At 65.6% G+C, this 15,530-nt stretch carries 15 protein-coding genes and 1 tRNA gene; 9 read left to right on the top strand and 7 right to left on the bottom strand.

Translation table 11 applies throughout. The annotated features are described in order from the left end of the window. Positions 1-4 precede the first annotated feature (4 nt). Positions 5-136, bottom strand: a complete 132-nt coding sequence (locus QNM97_RS13525; RefSeq protein ID WP_283823341.1) for a hypothetical protein — start codon at positions 134-136, stop codon at positions 5-7. Between the two features lie 103 nt (positions 137-239). Here QNM97_RS13525 and QNM97_RS13530 point away from each other — a divergent pair, with 103 nt between their 5' ends. The 3 genes from QNM97_RS13530 to cmrA all read left to right on the top strand — a co-directional run bounded on the left by QNM97_RS13530 (position 240) and on the right by cmrA (position 3,837). Next, positions 240-791, top strand: a complete 552-nt coding sequence (locus QNM97_RS13530) for a PadR family transcriptional regulator (protein WP_283818971.1) — start codon at positions 240-242, stop codon at positions 789-791. Between the two features lie 79 nt (positions 792-870). Further along, positions 871-2,934, top strand: coding sequence for an NADPH-dependent 2,4-dienoyl-CoA reductase (locus tag QNM97_RS13535; protein WP_283818972.1), 2,064 nt, complete (start codon positions 871-873; stop codon positions 2,932-2,934). A 96-nt stretch (positions 2,935-3,030) separates the two neighbouring features. Continuing rightward, entirely contained in the window at positions 3,031-3,837 is an 807-nt protein-coding gene (gene cmrA / locus QNM97_RS13540) for a mycolate reductase (RefSeq protein WP_283818973.1), read from the top strand. Between the two features lie 30 nt (positions 3,838-3,867). Here the strand turns inward: cmrA and QNM97_RS13545 are convergent, their stop codons facing one another. Then, positions 3,868-5,436 carry a helicase HerA-like domain-containing protein gene (locus QNM97_RS13545; protein WP_283818974.1) on the bottom strand — a complete coding sequence of 523 codons (1,569 nt, stop codon included), beginning with the start codon at positions 5,434-5,436 and terminating at the stop codon, positions 3,868-3,870. 141 nt (positions 5,437-5,577) lie between these two features. Here QNM97_RS13545 and orn point away from each other — a divergent pair, with 141 nt between their 5' ends. The 3 genes from orn to QNM97_RS13560 all read left to right on the top strand — a co-directional run bounded on the left by orn (position 5,578) and on the right by QNM97_RS13560 (position 7,136). Further along, a complete protein-coding gene (gene orn, locus QNM97_RS13550) occupies positions 5,578-6,177 on the top strand; it encodes an oligoribonuclease (protein ID WP_283818975.1) in 600 nt (199 codons plus the stop codon). Positions 6,178-6,294: 117 nt separating this feature from the next. Beyond that, a tRNA-His gene (locus tag QNM97_RS13555) sits at positions 6,295-6,367 on the top strand. Positions 6,368-6,437: 70 nt separating this feature from the next. Continuing rightward, positions 6,438-7,136, top strand: coding sequence for a TetR/AcrR family transcriptional regulator (locus QNM97_RS13560; protein ID WP_283818976.1), 699 nt, complete (start codon positions 6,438-6,440; stop codon positions 7,134-7,136). 9 nt (positions 7,137-7,145) lie between these two features. Here the strand turns inward: QNM97_RS13560 and QNM97_RS13565 are convergent, their stop codons facing one another. Both QNM97_RS13565 and QNM97_RS13570 read right to left on the bottom strand, forming a co-directional pair. Beyond that, positions 7,146-8,462 (bottom strand): TetR/AcrR family transcriptional regulator, encoded by a 1,317-nt coding sequence (locus tag QNM97_RS13565; RefSeq protein WP_283818977.1) that lies wholly within the window; start codon positions 8,460-8,462, stop codon positions 7,146-7,148. Continuing rightward, entirely contained in the window at positions 8,462-9,880 is a 1,419-nt protein-coding gene (locus QNM97_RS13570) for an ABC1 kinase family protein (RefSeq protein WP_283818978.1), read from the bottom strand. Before QNM97_RS13570 ends, QNM97_RS13565 begins: the two co-directional genes overlap by 1 nt. A gap of 389 nt (positions 9,881-10,269) precedes the next feature. Between QNM97_RS13570 and QNM97_RS13575 the strand changes: the two genes are divergently transcribed. The 3 genes from QNM97_RS13575 (at position 10,270) to QNM97_RS13585 (ending at position 12,140) form a co-directional block, all read left to right on the top strand. Beyond that, positions 10,270-10,431 carry a hypothetical protein gene (locus QNM97_RS13575; RefSeq protein ID WP_208795873.1) on the top strand — a complete coding sequence of 54 codons (162 nt, stop codon included), beginning with the start codon at positions 10,270-10,272 and terminating at the stop codon, positions 10,429-10,431. Between the two features lie 78 nt (positions 10,432-10,509). Then, positions 10,510-11,598, top strand: coding sequence for a serine hydrolase (locus QNM97_RS13580; protein ID WP_283818979.1), 1,089 nt, complete (start codon positions 10,510-10,512; stop codon positions 11,596-11,598). Then, a complete protein-coding gene (locus QNM97_RS13585) occupies positions 11,595-12,140 on the top strand; it encodes an ArsR/SmtB family transcription factor (RefSeq protein WP_283818980.1) in 546 nt (181 codons plus the stop codon). Before QNM97_RS13580 ends, QNM97_RS13585 begins: the two co-directional genes overlap by 4 nt. A gap of 39 nt (positions 12,141-12,179) precedes the next feature. Here QNM97_RS13585 and QNM97_RS13590 read toward each other — a convergent pair whose 3' ends face one another. The 3 genes from QNM97_RS13590 to QNM97_RS13600 form a co-directional block, all read right to left on the bottom strand. Continuing rightward, the gene (locus tag QNM97_RS13590) at positions 12,180-13,322 is read right to left on the bottom strand and encodes an acyl-CoA dehydrogenase family protein (RefSeq protein WP_208795870.1); all 1,143 of its coding nucleotides are present in this window, start codon (positions 13,320-13,322) and stop codon (positions 12,180-12,182) included. A gap of 84 nt (positions 13,323-13,406) precedes the next feature. Beyond that, entirely contained in the window at positions 13,407-14,615 is a 1,209-nt protein-coding gene (locus QNM97_RS13595) for a L,D-transpeptidase (RefSeq protein ID WP_283818981.1), read from the bottom strand. 167 nt (positions 14,616-14,782) lie between these two features. Beyond that, a complete protein-coding gene (locus tag QNM97_RS13600; protein ID WP_283818982.1) occupies positions 14,783-15,343 on the bottom strand; it encodes a permease in 561 nt (186 codons plus the stop codon). Positions 15,344-15,530 lie beyond the last annotated feature (187 nt).

Raw genomic sequence — 15,530 nt, forward strand, 5'->3', positions numbered from 1 at the left:
CGCGTCACGGCTCGTCGACGGCGGTCTCCCAACGCTGCCGGCGCTGCGCATCGGTCTGCTCCCACCACGGCGTACCGCGTTCGCCCAGAGCGACGTCGGCGGCCGCCCGCGGGGCGTGGCCGGTGTTCTCGCCCATGCCACCAGGGTGCCACCACGCCTCTTGCGACAGTCGCCGATATGCACTCCCGCACATACTCACCTTGTTGCATAGCGCGTTGGTGCACTGCTACCGTGCGCATGTGGCTCTGGAACACGCGATCATGGTGTCGTTGTCCGAACGGCCCGGCACCGGCTACGAGATCAGCCGCCAATTCGACCGGTCGATCGGTCACTTCTGGTCGGCCACCCACCAGCAGATCTATCGCACGCTGCGCAAACTGCACGCGGACGGGTTGGTGAGTTACGAGCCGATCGTGCAGGACGGCAGGCCCGACAAGAAGGTCTATTCGTTGTCCGACGCCGGTCGATCGGCGTTGCGCGAGTGGGTCGCCACCCCGACCCCGATCCAGAAACTGCGCGACGATCTCGGCCTGAAGATCCGCGCCGCCGACGTGCCCGGACTGCCCGGTCTCATCACCGAACTCGAACGCCACCGGGAACTCCACGTGGCGCGACTGCACCTGTTCCAGTCCTTCGAGAAGGACGACTACCCCGCCCCCGACCGCCTCACCGGCCGAAAGTTGCACCAATACCTCGTGCTCCGGGGCGGCGTGCGGATAGAAGAAGGGTTCATCGACTGGTGCGACGAGGTGCTCACCGCACTGAAACGAGAACTCGACGCCTCGTCCTGACCGGACATCCCCAGATCACGAAGACCACCAGAACCGTGCCCCACTGCCGGCCAGCCGGCACCGACCGAAAGGTGACGCGATGTCAGCCCCATCCGCACAGCCCAATCCTCACTACCCGCGCCTGTTCGAACCGCTGCAACTCGGCGGCCTCACCCTGAACAACCGTCTGATCATGGGCTCGATGCACACCGGGCTCGAGGACCGTCTGTGGGACACCGACAAACTGGCCGCCTATTACGCCGAGCGCGCCAAAGGCTGTGTGGGACTGATCATCACCGGCGGCTTCGGTACCTCTCGCACCGGCCTGCTCCTTCCCTTCGCCGGCAAGATGACCAACTACGCCGACGTCGCCCGGCATCGCCGCATCACCGGTGCGGTTCATCGCGAGGGCGGCAAGATCGCAATGCAGCTCATCCATGCCGGGCGCTACGGATACACGCCGTTGAAGGTGGCCGCGGGCTCCGAGCCCTCACCGATCCACCCCTTCAAACACCTCAAGATGACCGAACCGATCATCAAACACGTCATCCGCACGTTCGGTGCGTCGGCCAAGCTGGCGCGCCGCGCGGGATATGACGCCGTCGAGATCATGGGCGGCGAGGGTTATCTGATCAATCAATTCCTGTGCCCGCACACCAACGACCGCACCGACCGTTGGGGCGGCACCACCGAGAACCGACAGCGGTTCCTCGTCGAGATCATCACCGAGATGCGTCGCCAGGTCCCCCGTGACTTCCCGATCATCCTGCGCCAGTCCATCGCCGACTTCGTCAAGGGCGGGCAGACCTGGGACGAGATCGCGCTGATGGCGCGCAAGGCCGAACAACTCGGAGTCGACGCGATCAACACCGACATCGGCTGGCACGAGGCCGGTGTCCCGACGATCGTGACCTCGGTACCGCGCGGCGCGTTCGTCAAGTTCACCGAGCGCCTGCGCGACGAGGTGAGCATCCCGCTCATCGCCAGTAACCGCATCAACACCCCCGAACTGGCCGAGGAGATCCTCGAACGCGGTCGGGTGGACGCGATCTCGATGGCGCGACCGATGCTGTCGGACCCGGACTTCGCCGACAAGGCGCGCACCGGCCGGGCCGACGAGATCAACACGTGCATCGGCTGCAATCAGGCATGTCTGGATCACGCCTTCGTCGGCAAGAAGGTGTCGTGCCTGCTCAATCCCCGCGCCGGCCGCGAGACGACGCTGACCCTCGGGGCCACCCGACTCGCCCTGCACATCGCGGTGATCGGCGCGGGCCCGGCCGGCCTGTCGGCCGCGGTGTCGGCGGCCAAGCGTGGCCATCGGGTCGAACTGTTCGAGGCCGGCGAATCGGTCGGAGGTCAGTTCTCGATCGCGGCGCGCATTCCCGGCAAGGAGGAGTTCAACGAGACGTTGCGCTACTTCACCCGTGAACTCGAGATCAACAATGTGACAGTGCATCTCAATACTCGGGTGTCCGCGCAGGACATCATCGCCAAGGGCTTCGACGAGGTGATCATCGCCACCGGTGTCACCCCACGCATGCCCGCCATCCCCGGCGTCGACCACCCGATGGTCGTCTCCTACGCCGATGCCGTGCTCGGACACCGAGAGATCGGCAAGCGCGTGGCCGTGATCGGTGCCGGCGGAATCGGATTCGACGTCACCGAGTTCCTCACGGTCGATGAGTCACCCACCCTGAATCTCAAGGAATGGGAGCAGGAGTGGGGTGTCAGCGAGGATCTGAGCAAGCCGGGCTTCGTCACCAAGCCGCGTCCGCTGCCCGCGGTGCGCGAGGTCTACCTGGTGCAGCGCAAACCCGGCCGACAGGGCAAGTCACTGGGGAAGACCACCGGTTGGGTACACCGCGCGACGGTGAAAATGAAAGGGGTCGAACAGATCTCGGGCGCCACCTATGACCGTATCGATGATGCGGGTCTGCACCTGAGCTTCCGTGACGAAGACGGCACCGTCCGCGAGACACGCCTGCTCGAAGTCGACAACGTCGTCATCTGCGCCGGACAGGAATCGGTCCGCGACCTCGTCGATCCGTTGACTGTCGCCGGCGTGCGGACCCACGTCATCGGCGGCGCCGACGTCGCCGCGGAACTCGACGCGAAGCGAGCCATCCGGCAGGGCACCGAGGTGGCCGCAGGCATCGGCTGACCGCGCCGGCCGAGCGACTCCGGCCACAGGAAGGCCGTACCCGTACCGACGGCGCCCGACGCCGTCGGTACGGGGCATCTGGATACGATCGACGGCATGGGAGTACCTGTACCGTCCGAATCCGCCCGCGCCGTCGTGACGGGCGCCTCGTCCGGTATCGGGATGGCCCTCGCCCGTGCTCTGGCACGCCGCGGTCACGCGCCGATCCTGGTGGCACGGCGCGGCGAGGTCCTCGAGGAACTCGCCGAGGAGCTCCGCGCCGATCACGGGGTGATCGCCGAGGTGCGCCCCACCGATCTCTCCGATCCGACCGCGGTGGCGATCCTCGCCGCCGAGCTCGCCGACCGGGAGATCTCGATCCTGGCCAACAACGCGGGCATTGCGACCTTCGGGCCGGTCGCCGAACTCGATGCCGCCTACGAACGCGCCCAGGTTCGCTTGAACGTCAACGCCGTCCACGACCTGACCCTGGCCGTCCTGCCCGGCATGGTGGCGCGCCGCGCCGGCGGCATCCTGATGGTCGGTTCCGCCGCCGGCAACATGCCGATCCCGAACAACGCCACCTATGCGGCGACCAAGGCATTCGTGAACACCTTCAGCGAATCACTGCGCGGTGAGGTCTCCATCCACGGCGTGCACGTCACGCTCCTCGCTCCCGGCCCGGTGCGGACCGAGATCCCCTCACCCGAGGACGCGTCCGTGGTCGACCGTTTGGTTCCCGACTTCCTCTGGCACTCCAGCGACAAGGTCGCCGAGATGAGCCTGAATGCGCTGGAACACAACAAGATGCGTGTCGTCCCGGGCACTTTGTCGAAGGCCATGTCGGTGGCCGGGGGCTATACCCCGCGCGCTGTGGTCGCACCGATCGTGGGCACGTTCTACCGCAAGCTCGGCGAGGGCTGATCCCGTCGCCGAGTTGACCGCGCAGGTCCGCTATCGACGACGCCGCCCGGTGCCGAAGATCGCACGACTGAACTCGCGTCCGGCCGCGGTGGCCGCGGATCGCAAGAAACTCTGCATCGGCTTGCTGGTCAGCACCTCGGTGAGGATGCCCGGCTCCTCGGGCTGCGGAGCCGGCACCGGCGCCGGAGCGGGCGAGGGTGCCGGGGCAGGCACCGGCGCCGGGGCATCCGGCGATTCACCCGGCGCGAGCGTCTTGGCAGTCAGTTTCTCGTAGGCGGATTCACGATCGATCGATTGACCGTACTTGGCGTACAGCGGGCTCGCCTTGGCCGCGGCCGTGATGCCTTCGGCACCAACGGCATCCATCGACGAGCGCGGCGCGCGGATGACGGTCCAGGCGACCGGTGTGGGAGCACCCTTCTCGGACAGGACGGTGACGATCGCCTCACCGGTACCGAGCGACGTCAGGGCCTGGTCGAGCTTGTACACCTCCGAGACCGGATAGGTCTTGACCGTCTTGGTCAGTGCCTTCTGATCGTCGGGGGTGAACGCGCGCAACGCATGCTGTATGCGCGCACCGAGCTGTGAGAGCACCTCGTTGGGGATGTCGGTGGGCAGCTGCGAGCAGAAGAAGACGCCGACGCCCTTGGAACGGATGAGTTTCACCGTCTGCACCACCTGGTCCTTGAACGCCTTGGAGGCATCGTCGAACAGCAGATGGGATTCGTCGAAGATGAAGACGAGTTTCGGTTTGTCCAGATCGCCGACCTCGGGCAGGAATTCGAAGAGATCGGCGAGGATCCACATCAGGAAGGTCGAGAACAAGGCCGGTCGGGCGGCCTGGGCGCCGAGTTCGAACAGGGTCACGATCCCGCGGCCGTCCGGTGCGGTGCGCAGCAGATCGGCCGGCTCGATCTCGGGTTCACCGAAAAAGGTGTCCCCGCCATCGGCTTCGAGGTTGCTCAGAGCGCGCAGGATGACGCCCGCGGTCTGCGTGGACACCCCGCCGATGGCTTTCAGCTCCGGCTTGCCCTCGTCGCTGGTCAGATAGGCGATCACCGCGCGCAGATCCTTCAGATCGAGCAGCGGCAGTCCCTTGCCGTCGGCCCAGTGGAAGATCAAGCCCAGCACCGACTCCTGGGTGTCGTTGAGGCCGAGCACCTTGCTCAGCAGAATCGGACCGAAGGAGGTGATGGTGGCACGCACCGGGACCCCGATCCCGGTCGAGCCGAGCGAGGTGAATTCGACCGGACAACCCGACGGCTGCCAGTCGTCGCCGGTTTGCGCCGCGCGGGCGACGATCTTCTCGTTGGAGCTACCCGGATTGCTCAGTCCGGAGAGGTCGCCCTTGATGTCGGCCATCACCACCGGCACCCCGTTGGCCGACAGTTGCTCGGCGATCAGCTGCAACGTCTTGGTCTTACCGGTACCAGTGGCGCCGGCGACCAATCCGTGGCGGTTCATCATTGACAGCGGGATACGCACGTGCGCGTCACTGACGACGGTGCCGTCGACGCTGACCGTTCCGAGTTCGAGCGCTGCGCCGGAAAACGCATAACCTGCGGCGATGGATGCTGCGGACTGGGCGGGATCGGTCACTGTCGGGTCCTCTCGGGTACACAACGGGGGTTCTCCGACGCTCCGGTGAGAGCCGGGGCCGCAGACCATCACAAATGCACCGATCACGATAGTCGCCTCGGTTCCGGGTGGTCGGCATCTGCGGTTGGCTAAGGTTGACGGGTGCAGGACAAATTGGTGTGGATCGATTGCGAAATGACCGGACTCGAACTCGGATCGGACAAGTTGATCGAGATCGCGGCGCTGGTCACCGACGGTGACCTCAACATCCTCGGCGACGGCGTCGACGTCGTGATTCATGCCGACGACGACGCTCTCGCCGCGATGCCCGAGGTGGTGCGGAAGATGCACGCCGTGTCGGGCCTCACCGAGGAGGTCCGGCGCTCCACCGTCACGCTGGCCGAAGCCGAGAAGCTGGTGCTCGATTACCTGCGGACCCAGATCTCCGCATCCGGTGCGGTCCCCCTCGCCGGCAACTCGATCGCCACCGACCGCGGGTTCATTGCCCGTGACATGCCCGACCTGGACAGCTTTCTGCACTACCGGATGGTCGACGTCAGCTCGATCAAGGAACTGTGCCGTCGCTGGTACCCGAAGATCTACTTCGGCCAACCGGAGAAGGGCCTCGCCCACCGCGCCCTGGCAGACATCCGTGAGTCGATCCGCGAACTCGCGTATTACCGAGCCGCAGCCTTCGTCGCGGCCCCCGGCCCCGACACCGATCGACTCCACCAGATCGTCGCCGATCTCGGCCCCGCCTGACTGCGACCCACCCGAATGCCCAGGTGAGAAAGCGATTGGTCTCGGCGCCGTCGATTCGCTAGAGTATGACCCTGGCTCTGGAACCCGGCGAGCGATCTCTGGTTCCCGATGCCGATGGTGGATGTAGTTCAGTTGGTAGAGCACCAGGTTGTGATCCTGGCTGTCGCGGGTTCGAGTCCCGTCATCCACCCCGATACGAGAGCCGGAGTTGCGCGCCAACTCCGGCTCTCGTCGTTTTCGCACCGTGAAGGCAGGGCACAATGGACGTCGTGATTGAGACGGCGTCTGCACCCGCACCCAGCGCCACCAACACGTCCGCACACTCCTCCTCGCCGGCTACCCCGCGTCCTCCGTCTCCGACGCGCTGGGGCGATCGTGACCAACGCCGCGCCGACATTCTCACCGCCGGTCGTCGCCTGTTGGACGGCGGCGGATACTCCGCATTACGCATGCGTGAGGTGGCCAAGGGTGCCGGGATATCCCTCGGTGCCGTCTACCGGTACTACCCCAACAAAGAGAGCCTCTTCGTCGCGCTGCATACCCGCCACCTTGCGGCGATGATGGACGACCTCGACGAACAGCTGCGGCAGTCAACGGGATTCGTCGAGGCGTTCACCCACTTCGCCGCCGCCTACCGCACCGGATTCCTCGCCTTCGGCCGCGAGTTCGACGCGCAGAACGTGATGAACGACGACGCCCAGGTTCCCGCAGCACTCGTCGACGACCTCCGTGCGGCCATCGCCCGCATCCTGCGGGCCCTGCACGATACGCTCACCCGGTTCGGCTATACCGGCGATTACGATCGAGCGATGACCCTGCTGTGGGCGTCGGTCAGTGGGCTGGCCAATCACTATGCCACCGCCAGAGCAGAATTCGTCGCGGTCGACTGGGACACTGCCGTCTCGTTCGCCATCTCCACGCTGGCGCGCGGGCTCGGACTCGACCCGGCCCGCAGCTGATCGGCAGGTTCAGAACGTGTGCTCGGCCCCGCAGCCGATGGTCCGCACGATGGTGTCGGTGACCATCTTGACCGAGGGCACCTGTGGGCTCTCCTGCACATAGTGCAGACAGACCGCGATCAGCGCGGCCATCACCAGCGCGCCGGCGGCTTCCGGATCGACCCGGCCGTCCAGTAATCCGGCATTGCGGCAACGAAAGAGGTAGTCGGCGAGAGTCTGCGCGAGACGGGCGAACGCCCCGGTGATGAACTGCAGTGCAGCCGAATCGATCCCGGAGGTGTCGAGGATGACGCTCGCGAGTCGTGCGCCCCGCTCCTCGGCGTACATCGCCACCCGCGCGACCAGTCCGGTGAGGTCGGCGACCATACCCGCGTGGGACGAGGGAATCGGCGTCACCATGGCGACCAGTCCCCCGATGATCAACAGTTCGCGATCAAGTACCTGCTGCAGGCATTCCCGGCGATTATCGAAGTAGTTGTAGAAGGTGCCGTAGCCCAGTCCCGCGGTGGCGGCGACATGGGCAGGGCGGACCCGTCGGTAACCCTGCACGGCGTACAGTTCGAGTGCCGCGTCGAGCAGGCGTGACCGTCGGTCGTGCGGGTGGTACACGGCCAGGTCCACGCGGCGTTGTTCGCTCGTGAGCTCCGCCAAAGCCTTGTCGAGCGACTCGATTTCGGGTTCACCGAAATCGGGGATCAAGCCTCGACGCAGCACGGCGTCGCAGGTCGCGGCAAACGCATCCCGGGTGGTGCGGTTCGGGGTCGGCGCCGAGAGTGGCGAGGCGGTCACCATGGCCACCAACACGACCAGCAGGGTTCGGGCGACGAGGTCGACGGAATTCGGGTCGGCGACGATCCACCCGTGTTCGACGGCTCGGCGGATGCCGTCGCCGATCCTGTCGACCGCCATCGCCTCGAGTCCGAGGATGCGGTGCCGGATCTCGACATCGTTCGAACTACATTGGGAAACAATGAACTTCAGGACACGCGACTGCGTGTCGACGAGTTCGAACCCACGCTGGACGATGATCTGCACCAGATCCACCGTCTGTGCGCGATCCTCGGGGAGCTGTGCGAGCGAGTCCGGGTCGATCGCCGACATGAGGGTGACCACCGCCTCGTCGAAAGCGGTATCGAAGATCTCCTGTTTGTCGGCGAAGTGCTGGTACACGGCACCGGTACTGATGCCGGCACGGCGCGCTATCGCCGAGACGCTCGCCGCGTCGTACCCGTCCTCGCACAGGATGTCGAATGCGGCCGCAGAAATGCGCTCTCGCGCGGGCCGTGAATCCCGACGAGTCTTGTCCGCCTTCGTCTGTGCCGTCATCAACCCTGACGCCACCGCTGGATCTCGGCCCCCATCTCGGTTGCGGGCGGACGCCCTTCGATCCACTCCCGGATGATCGCACCCCAGCGATTGGTCGCGTTGAGCTGTCCGAGAAGTCCGCAGACGGCCAGGTCGGTGCGGCGCGAGAAGATGTGGTCGGTGGGCAACGCGGTATGGCGAGTGGTGCTCAGATGCGCGGAACCCGGGACGAACAACGACGTGACGGCGCGGCGCGCAACGTCTTTCGTGATCGTCACCTGATCCTCCGTCAGAAACCAAAATCCGATGTCGCTCATCATCGAGACGATGTCCGCCTCACCGACCGATCCGGCAGTGGCCATACCCAGGTCCCGACAGTCGCGGTACGCATCATGGTATCGCCCCTCGATGAGCGCGCGTAGTACTCGTGTCTGGTCGGCGAGCGACTCCGCCGACATCCGAACGTAGAGCCCGAAGTCGATGAAACCCAGCCGGCCGTCGGGCAGACCGAGCACGTTTCCCGGGTGCGGGTCGGCGCAGAACTCCCCTCTCTCGTAGACCCCACCTCCGTAGAAGCGGTAGATCGCTTCTGCCGCGTGCTCCGCACGGTCGCGATCCCCGGAGACGATGTCGGCGAATTGCACACCATCGAAGAACTCACTCACCATCACCCGCGCCGTACTCATCTCGGGGAACACGCGCGGCACCTTCCAGCACGGATGATCGACACACAGAGACCACGCCCTCGCCTGGTTACCGGCCTCGGCGATGTAGTCGCACTCACGCGCGACCTCGACGGCGATCGCGTCGATGATCGCGTCGAGATTCAGACCCGGCATCACCGGGCCGCCCACCTTTGCGAAGAGCTTGAGGTTCTTGAGGTCGGCGCGCACCGCAGAATCGATCCCGGGGTACTGCACCTTCACCACGACCGGCATCGTGCCGTCGAGCATCGCGAAATGGACCTGGCCGAGTGAGGCGGCCGCGAGCGGTTCGGGGTCGATATCCAGTCGGCGCAGACCGCGGCCGAGCTCGCGGGCGAGCACCTTCTTGATGGCCGACCACTCCATCGGCACCACCCCGTCGAACAGCGGCGCCAGACGGGCCGCGAACTCGTCGCGCGTCGTCCGGTTGGACAGGCCGAAATCGAACATCGCGATGATCTGTCCGATCTTGAGCGCGGCACCCTTCATCGGGCCGAGTACTCGCACCAGATCGTCGGCGAGCGACAGAATGGCGTCGTCACGCCTGCGCACATTCGCGTCGGCGCTCCGCAGCGGCGCCGTGGCACGTGTCGTCGTGGTTCGCACGGTGTGGCCGACCATCATTCGCCCGAGACTGTTGGCCCGCCGCAGTCGCCCGGCAGAGTCGCTCACCGGGACGCCCCGACGCACGGCAGCGGTGTCAGGAGTCTCACGCAGCACTTCATGTGAATACATCTATCATTTTCCGACATTGATGTGGACGGATGCGGACCAACGCGCAGACCCCTTAGGTGACACTCAGTTCATTGCTAAGCACGAAACAACTACCTTTGCCGCCAGTGCGTGACGTGCCTGAACGGCATTTCCACTCTTCGCACTACACGGCTTTGATGAACCAGTTTGCGATATCACTATGGTGCGGTACTGTGCCTGACAGTCAGTTCAGCACCGAGGCTCTGCACTGACGACCGTTGTTCGCGAAGAACAACGACGCCGTCGTCACCTGGAGGGGAGGTGACGACGGCGTCTCACGAACCGCCCTCACGGCACCGACCGCTCTGGGCACTCCGAGCCGACCAACGCCGATTCGTTGTTGTTCACTTTCATGCCCTAATCTGCGGCGCATGCTCGAGGACTTGAACAAGGCGGCCAAGAAGGTCGGCCTCAGTGTCGCCCCCGGTAAGAAGAAGGACCTCTACTCGGTGCGAAAGGTCAAGAACGGCAAACTCGTCGCGAAGAACATCAGCCCCGACGAGGTCAAGGAGCTGATCAAGGACCGCAAGTAAGGTCCTGATCCACAGCACTTCCCCGACACTCCGTAATCACGTAATATCGTACTTACGTAATGTCGTCGAGGGAGTGTCATGAAGAGCGCGATCATCATCACCGTCGTCACGATCGTCACGGTTCTACTCACCGAACTGACGGCCGCCACCGATCGACCGCTCGCGCACGCCGACGCTCCGCTCACCCAATGCACGAGCACCGCCGCGTCGGATACCTCCACCATTCCCGGCTGGCTCGGCTACATCGCCGAGCACCGCACCGATGTCGCCCTGGACCTGCGGACCCTCACCGGCGAGCGGATCGCGCTCAACTCCGGCACCCGGTTCCCGACCGCCTCGGCGATCAAGATCGTCCATCTCGCCGCCTACGCCGCCGCGGTCGAGGCAGATCGCGTGAACCCGCAGGACACCGTCGACGTCGGGCAGTGGCAGCGGTGGTACTTTCCCCTCGACGGTGGCGCACACCGAGAGGCGTTGCGCCATCTGGGAATCCCGCAGACCGACAACGGAATCGCCCTCGATCCCGGCCGACGGGTGAGCTATGCCCAACTCGCCGACGTGATGATCCGCTTCTCCGACTCCGCGGCACCGGACCTGTTACGCACACACCTCGGCGACGACGCACTGCGGTCGGTGATGGATCGCTACGGGATCTCCGGGCCCGTTCCCAGCCTGCTCGGCCTGTACCTCGGCGTCGTCGACCCCGCACTGCGGACCCCGGCCGACCAGGACCGGGCCGCACAGCGGTTCCACGACGACCCGGCAGTCGCCGCGTCGTATTGGGCACGGCTGGCATCTGTCGACCAGTCCGACACCACACGGACTGCGTCGTCGATCACCGCAACGGCGTCGTCCCTGACCTCTCTGATGTCGGCGATCGCCGACGGCAGCTTCGGACCGGGGTCGGCGCTCGCCCGCGGTGTGCTCGAATTCCAGGGCCGCCAACCGGACGGGTCGATCCTGGGCTTCAAGGGCGGCAGCCTGCCGGGAGTGCTCACCGAGGTCTTCGAGTATCACGCCCCCGACGGCCGGATCGCGGTCGGAACGATGATGGTACGCAACATGTCTCGCGACGCACAGGACCGTGACCAGTTCACCCACCAGCGCCTGCTCCTCGGCGCCCTGACCGATCCTGCGATCTCCGCCGCGCTACGGTGCGTGGTGTGAGCGACGACCTCCAATCCGTGGTGCAGGCGCTGACCGACCGCGTCGAACGCCTCGAAGCCCTCGTCGGGAACGACGAACGTCGCGGCCCGGAGGTCGGCGGCACCGACCCGACGACGGGGACCAGCGCAACGATCGCGCCGGACGGAAGCCCGCCGACCTCCGAGCAGACCCCGCACGAGAACACGGTCACCTACCAGGGCAGCGTCGACCTCGCGGGTCCGGTCCGGTGGCGGATCGGCTACGACGCGGCCGCGATCCTGGATCTTCCCGCCGCCACCATCGCGGATGTCTTTGCGGCGATGGGGCACCCCAGCCGCCTGGAGATCCTCCGAATCCTGTTGCGCCGCAATGCATCGGTGGCCGAACTCCAGGCAGCCGGGGACTTCGGGACCTCAGGGCAGCTTTATCATCACCTGAAGATCCTCACCGCGGCGTCACTGGTGGTGAAAGCCGGACGGAACGAATACGGCGTCGCTGCCACCCACGTCGTCCCGATCCTGGTCGCCATGCTGAGCGCCGGGGACATCGGCGGCGTGCTGTGAACCCCGCCACCACACCTCTCGCCGGCCACAGGTCGCGCGTCAGAGCGTCCGCGCGATGATCTCCTTCATGATCTCGTTGGTTCCGGCGTAGATCTTCTGGACGCGCTGATCGGCCCACATCCGGGCGATGGGGTACTCGTTCATGTAGCCGTAGCCGCCGAACAACTGCAGACATTCGTCGGCGACGACCATGGCACGGTCGCTGGTCCACCATTTGGCCATCGCCACGGTCGGGATGTCGAGCTTGCCGTCGATGTGTTTGGTGATGCAGTCGTCGACGAAGACGCGTGCGATCCGCGACTCGGTCGCCACCTCGGCGAGCTTGAACTTCGTGTTCTGGAAACCGAAGATGGGGCGCCCGAACGCCGTTCGTTCCTTCGTGTAGGCCAGCGTGTGCCGCAGTGCGGTCTCCATCCCGGCGACCGACGCGACGGCGATGATGAGACGTTCCTGCGGCAGCTGCTGCATGAGCTGGATGAAACCCTGCCCCTCCTCGCTACCGAGAAGGTTGCTCGTGGGCACCCGCACACCGTCGAAGAACAGTTCCGAGGTGTCCTGGCCGCGCTGCCCCACCTTGTCGAGCACGCGTCCGCGGCGGAATCCCTCACGGTCGGCCTCGACGAGGATCAGGGAGATGCCTTTGGCGCCCTCGCTCGCGTCGGTCTTGGCCACGACGATGATCAGATCGGCCTGGGCGCCGTTGGTGATGAAGGTCTTCGACCCGTCGATGACGTACTCGTCGCCCTGCGCGATCGCCTTGGTCTTGACGTTCTGCAGGTCGGACCCGGTGCCGGGTTCGGTCATGGCGATGGCCCCGACGACTTCACCGCTGGCCATCTTGGGCAGCCACGTCTGCTTCTGCTCCTCCGACCCGTACTGGAGCAGGTAGTGGGCGACGATGCCGTTGTGCAGGCTGACGCCCCACGAGGAGTCGGCGATGCGCGCCTGCTCCTCGATGAGTACCGCTTCATGGGCGAAGGTACCCCCGCCGCCTCCGTACTCCTCCGGAATCGACATGCACAGCAGACCGAGTTCGCCGGCCTTGTTCCAGAGGTCACGGTCGACGTGATGCTGGTCGATGAACTTGTCGATATTGGGCTTGACCTCCTTCTCGCAGAAGCTGCGGGCAAGGTCACGCAAGGCGCTCAGGTCGTCGTTTTCCCAGGAAGAGCGTTCGCCCATGGTGGTGGAATCCCATCGTCGTCGAAATCGTGTCAGAGATGAGCGTAACAATCACCAATGGCAATGTCGTTTCGGGGCGCCGCCTCAGGCATTGCCCTTCGACCACACCGCCCACGGGATGTTCCAGTCCCCGAGTCCGTCGGTGCCCGACAGCGTGCCGCCGACGGTGTTCTTCACAATGACCGGATCACCGCGCAGCGTGTTGTTCATGACCCACAGGGCGTTGTCCGGGCTCAGGTTCAGGCAGCCATGGCTGGTGTTGGTGTTGCCCTGGGCCCACACCGACCAGGGAGCGGAGTGGAAGAAGATGCCACTGTAGGACATTCGGGTCGCGTAGTCCACCGGCGTCCGATAGCCGTCGGCCGAGCCGACGGGCACACCGTAGGTCGACGAGTCCATGATGATGTTGTCGTGCTTGTCCGAGACGAGGTACACGCCGTTGTCGGTGGGGGTGGATTCCTTACCCATCGACGTCGGCATGCTGCGGACGACCTTGCCGTCCTGCGCGAAGGTGACCTGCTTGGTGTTGTCGTCGGCCGTGATGATCATCGACCGGCCGATCTTGAAGGAGGACTTGAGATTCTCCTGACCGAACAGTCCGCCGCCGAGGTCGATGCCGTAGGTGTTCACCGCGACGTCCACGGTGGTGCCGGGCTTCCAGTACTCGGCCGGACGCCAGCGCACCTCGGTGTCGCTGATCCAGTAGAAGGCGCCCTGCACCGGCGGATTCGTGGTGATCCGGATCGCGTTCTGCGCTGCGCGGCGGTTGGTGATCGCCTCGTCGAACTTCACGGCCACGGGTTGGCCGACACCCACGGTCTCCCCGTTGTTGGGCGTCAGATAGGCCTGCGTGAGGTTGCTGGGCGCCCGCGTGGTGAACGAGACCTCTTTGGTCGTGGAGCCGCCGACGCCGGCTGCATCGGCGGTCAGCGTGTAGGTCCGGTTGTAGCCCAGCGGTTCTCCGCTGACCCATTCCGTGCCGTCCTCCGACAGCGTCCCCCGCACGGTGGAGCCGTCCGCCTTGCCGATGCGGACACCGGTCAGCGCACCCTCGCTCGCCCGCACCCGAATCGGTGCGCCCGGCTGGATTCCGACGGCGTTGTCGGCGAGCGTCTGCTCGTTCCACTCGGTGATCTCGACCCCCGGCTTGAGGAGATCGTCGTAGAGCACCGAACTGCCGACCGCGTTGGAGTATTGCGGCTTCTGAGAGCACGAGGTCACCAGCGCGATGACCGCCACCAGAAGCCCACCGATCATCAACGATGACCGCAGCCGAGTCCGACCGTTCCCCATCTCACTCCCACCTGACGCCGATGCCGACCCACCCATCAGGGCGTCGGCGAATTCTGCACCAAGTGTACGAGATCTCGGATATGACCGAGTTGTCGCGCCTTACGAGCCCGCCCCACCGAATGACACGCGCTGACCCCGCCTGGAGGCCACGCACCGCCGGTGGTGGATCAGGCGGGCGGCTGGGTCGAGGTTACAGCGGTGGTGGAGGCCGCGCGGCGCCGGCGACGGAGCCGAATCCACAGGAACAGGCCGACGGCGAAGATCACCGCGGCGATGATCACGCCGACCAGGGTGCCCCCGCGGAATCCCGGGGCCTCGACGTCGAGGATGCGCTCACCGGCGTGCGCCCCGCTGCCGCCGCCGGCGACGACGGTCAGGGTGAGCAGATTCGGTATCGACGCGACGACGGCGAGCACGACGAAGGCCAGCGCCCAGTACCGGGTCTGACCCCAGCGCCGGGCGCGCCAGGCGAGCGCCAGCAACAGGAGTGAGACGAGCGTGCACACCACCCCGAACGCGATGCCGTAGAAGCTGCCGGTGGTGATGCTCTGACCCACCGCGGAACCGATCTTCTGCGACCACCAGCGTGGCAGGAACGCCGCCAGGATGAAGTACGCGATGACCGCCAGCACGAGGACCACGGCGATGGCGATGGTTTTGACCGCCCACGACGGGAGTCCACCCTGGCGCTTGTCGTCGGGCACCACGGTCGAGGGGTTGTCGCTCATGCAGACATCGTTGCGCTCGGTGTCGCGATTGCCAAGTTCAACCCGCGAGACCGTGACCGCTTCGATACGCGTCGCCCCGGCTCGAACACCTGACCCGAGCCACGAAAAGGCCCCCGTGACTGGTCAATACCAGTCACGGGAACCATGCCGTGCCATCAGGACTCGAACTCTTAACCCGCTGGTTAAG

Source organism: Gordonia sp. L191, assembly GCF_030077625.1.
Taxonomy (GTDB): Bacteria; Actinomycetota; Actinomycetes; order Mycobacteriales; family Mycobacteriaceae; genus Gordonia; species Gordonia polyisoprenivorans_A.

Excerpts from the sequence above, each read along its gene's own strand:
- QNM97_RS13525 (WP_283823341.1), bottom strand. The coding sequence starts at position 136 with ATGGGCGAGAACACCGGCCACGCCCCGCGGGCGGCCGCCGACGTCGCT.
- QNM97_RS13535 (WP_283818972.1), top strand. The coding sequence starts at position 871 with ATGTCAGCCCCATCCGCACAGCCCAATCCTCACTACCCGCGCCTGTTC.
- cmrA (WP_283818973.1), top strand. The coding sequence starts at position 3,031 with ATGGGAGTACCTGTACCGTCCGAATCCGCCCGCGCCGTCGTGACGGGC.
- QNM97_RS13560 (WP_283818976.1), top strand. The coding sequence starts at position 6,438 with ATGGACGTCGTGATTGAGACGGCGTCTGCACCCGCACCCAGCGCCACC.
- QNM97_RS13565 (WP_283818977.1), bottom strand. The coding sequence starts at position 8,462 with ATGACGGCACAGACGAAGGCGGACAAGACTCGTCGGGATTCACGGCCC.
- QNM97_RS13570 (WP_283818978.1), bottom strand. The coding sequence starts at position 9,880 with ATGTATTCACATGAAGTGCTGCGTGAGACTCCTGACACCGCTGCCGTG.
- QNM97_RS13575 (WP_208795873.1), top strand. The coding sequence starts at position 10,270 with ATGCTCGAGGACTTGAACAAGGCGGCCAAGAAGGTCGGCCTCAGTGTC.
- QNM97_RS13580 (WP_283818979.1), top strand. The coding sequence starts at position 10,510 with ATGAAGAGCGCGATCATCATCACCGTCGTCACGATCGTCACGGTTCTA.
- QNM97_RS13590 (WP_208795870.1), bottom strand. The coding sequence starts at position 13,322 with ATGGGCGAACGCTCTTCCTGGGAAAACGACGACCTGAGCGCCTTGCGT.
- QNM97_RS13595 (WP_283818981.1), bottom strand. The coding sequence starts at position 14,615 with ATGGGGAACGGTCGGACTCGGCTGCGGTCATCGTTGATGATCGGTGGG.
- QNM97_RS13600 (WP_283818982.1), bottom strand. The coding sequence starts at position 15,343 with ATGAGCGACAACCCCTCGACCGTGGTGCCCGACGACAAGCGCCAGGGT.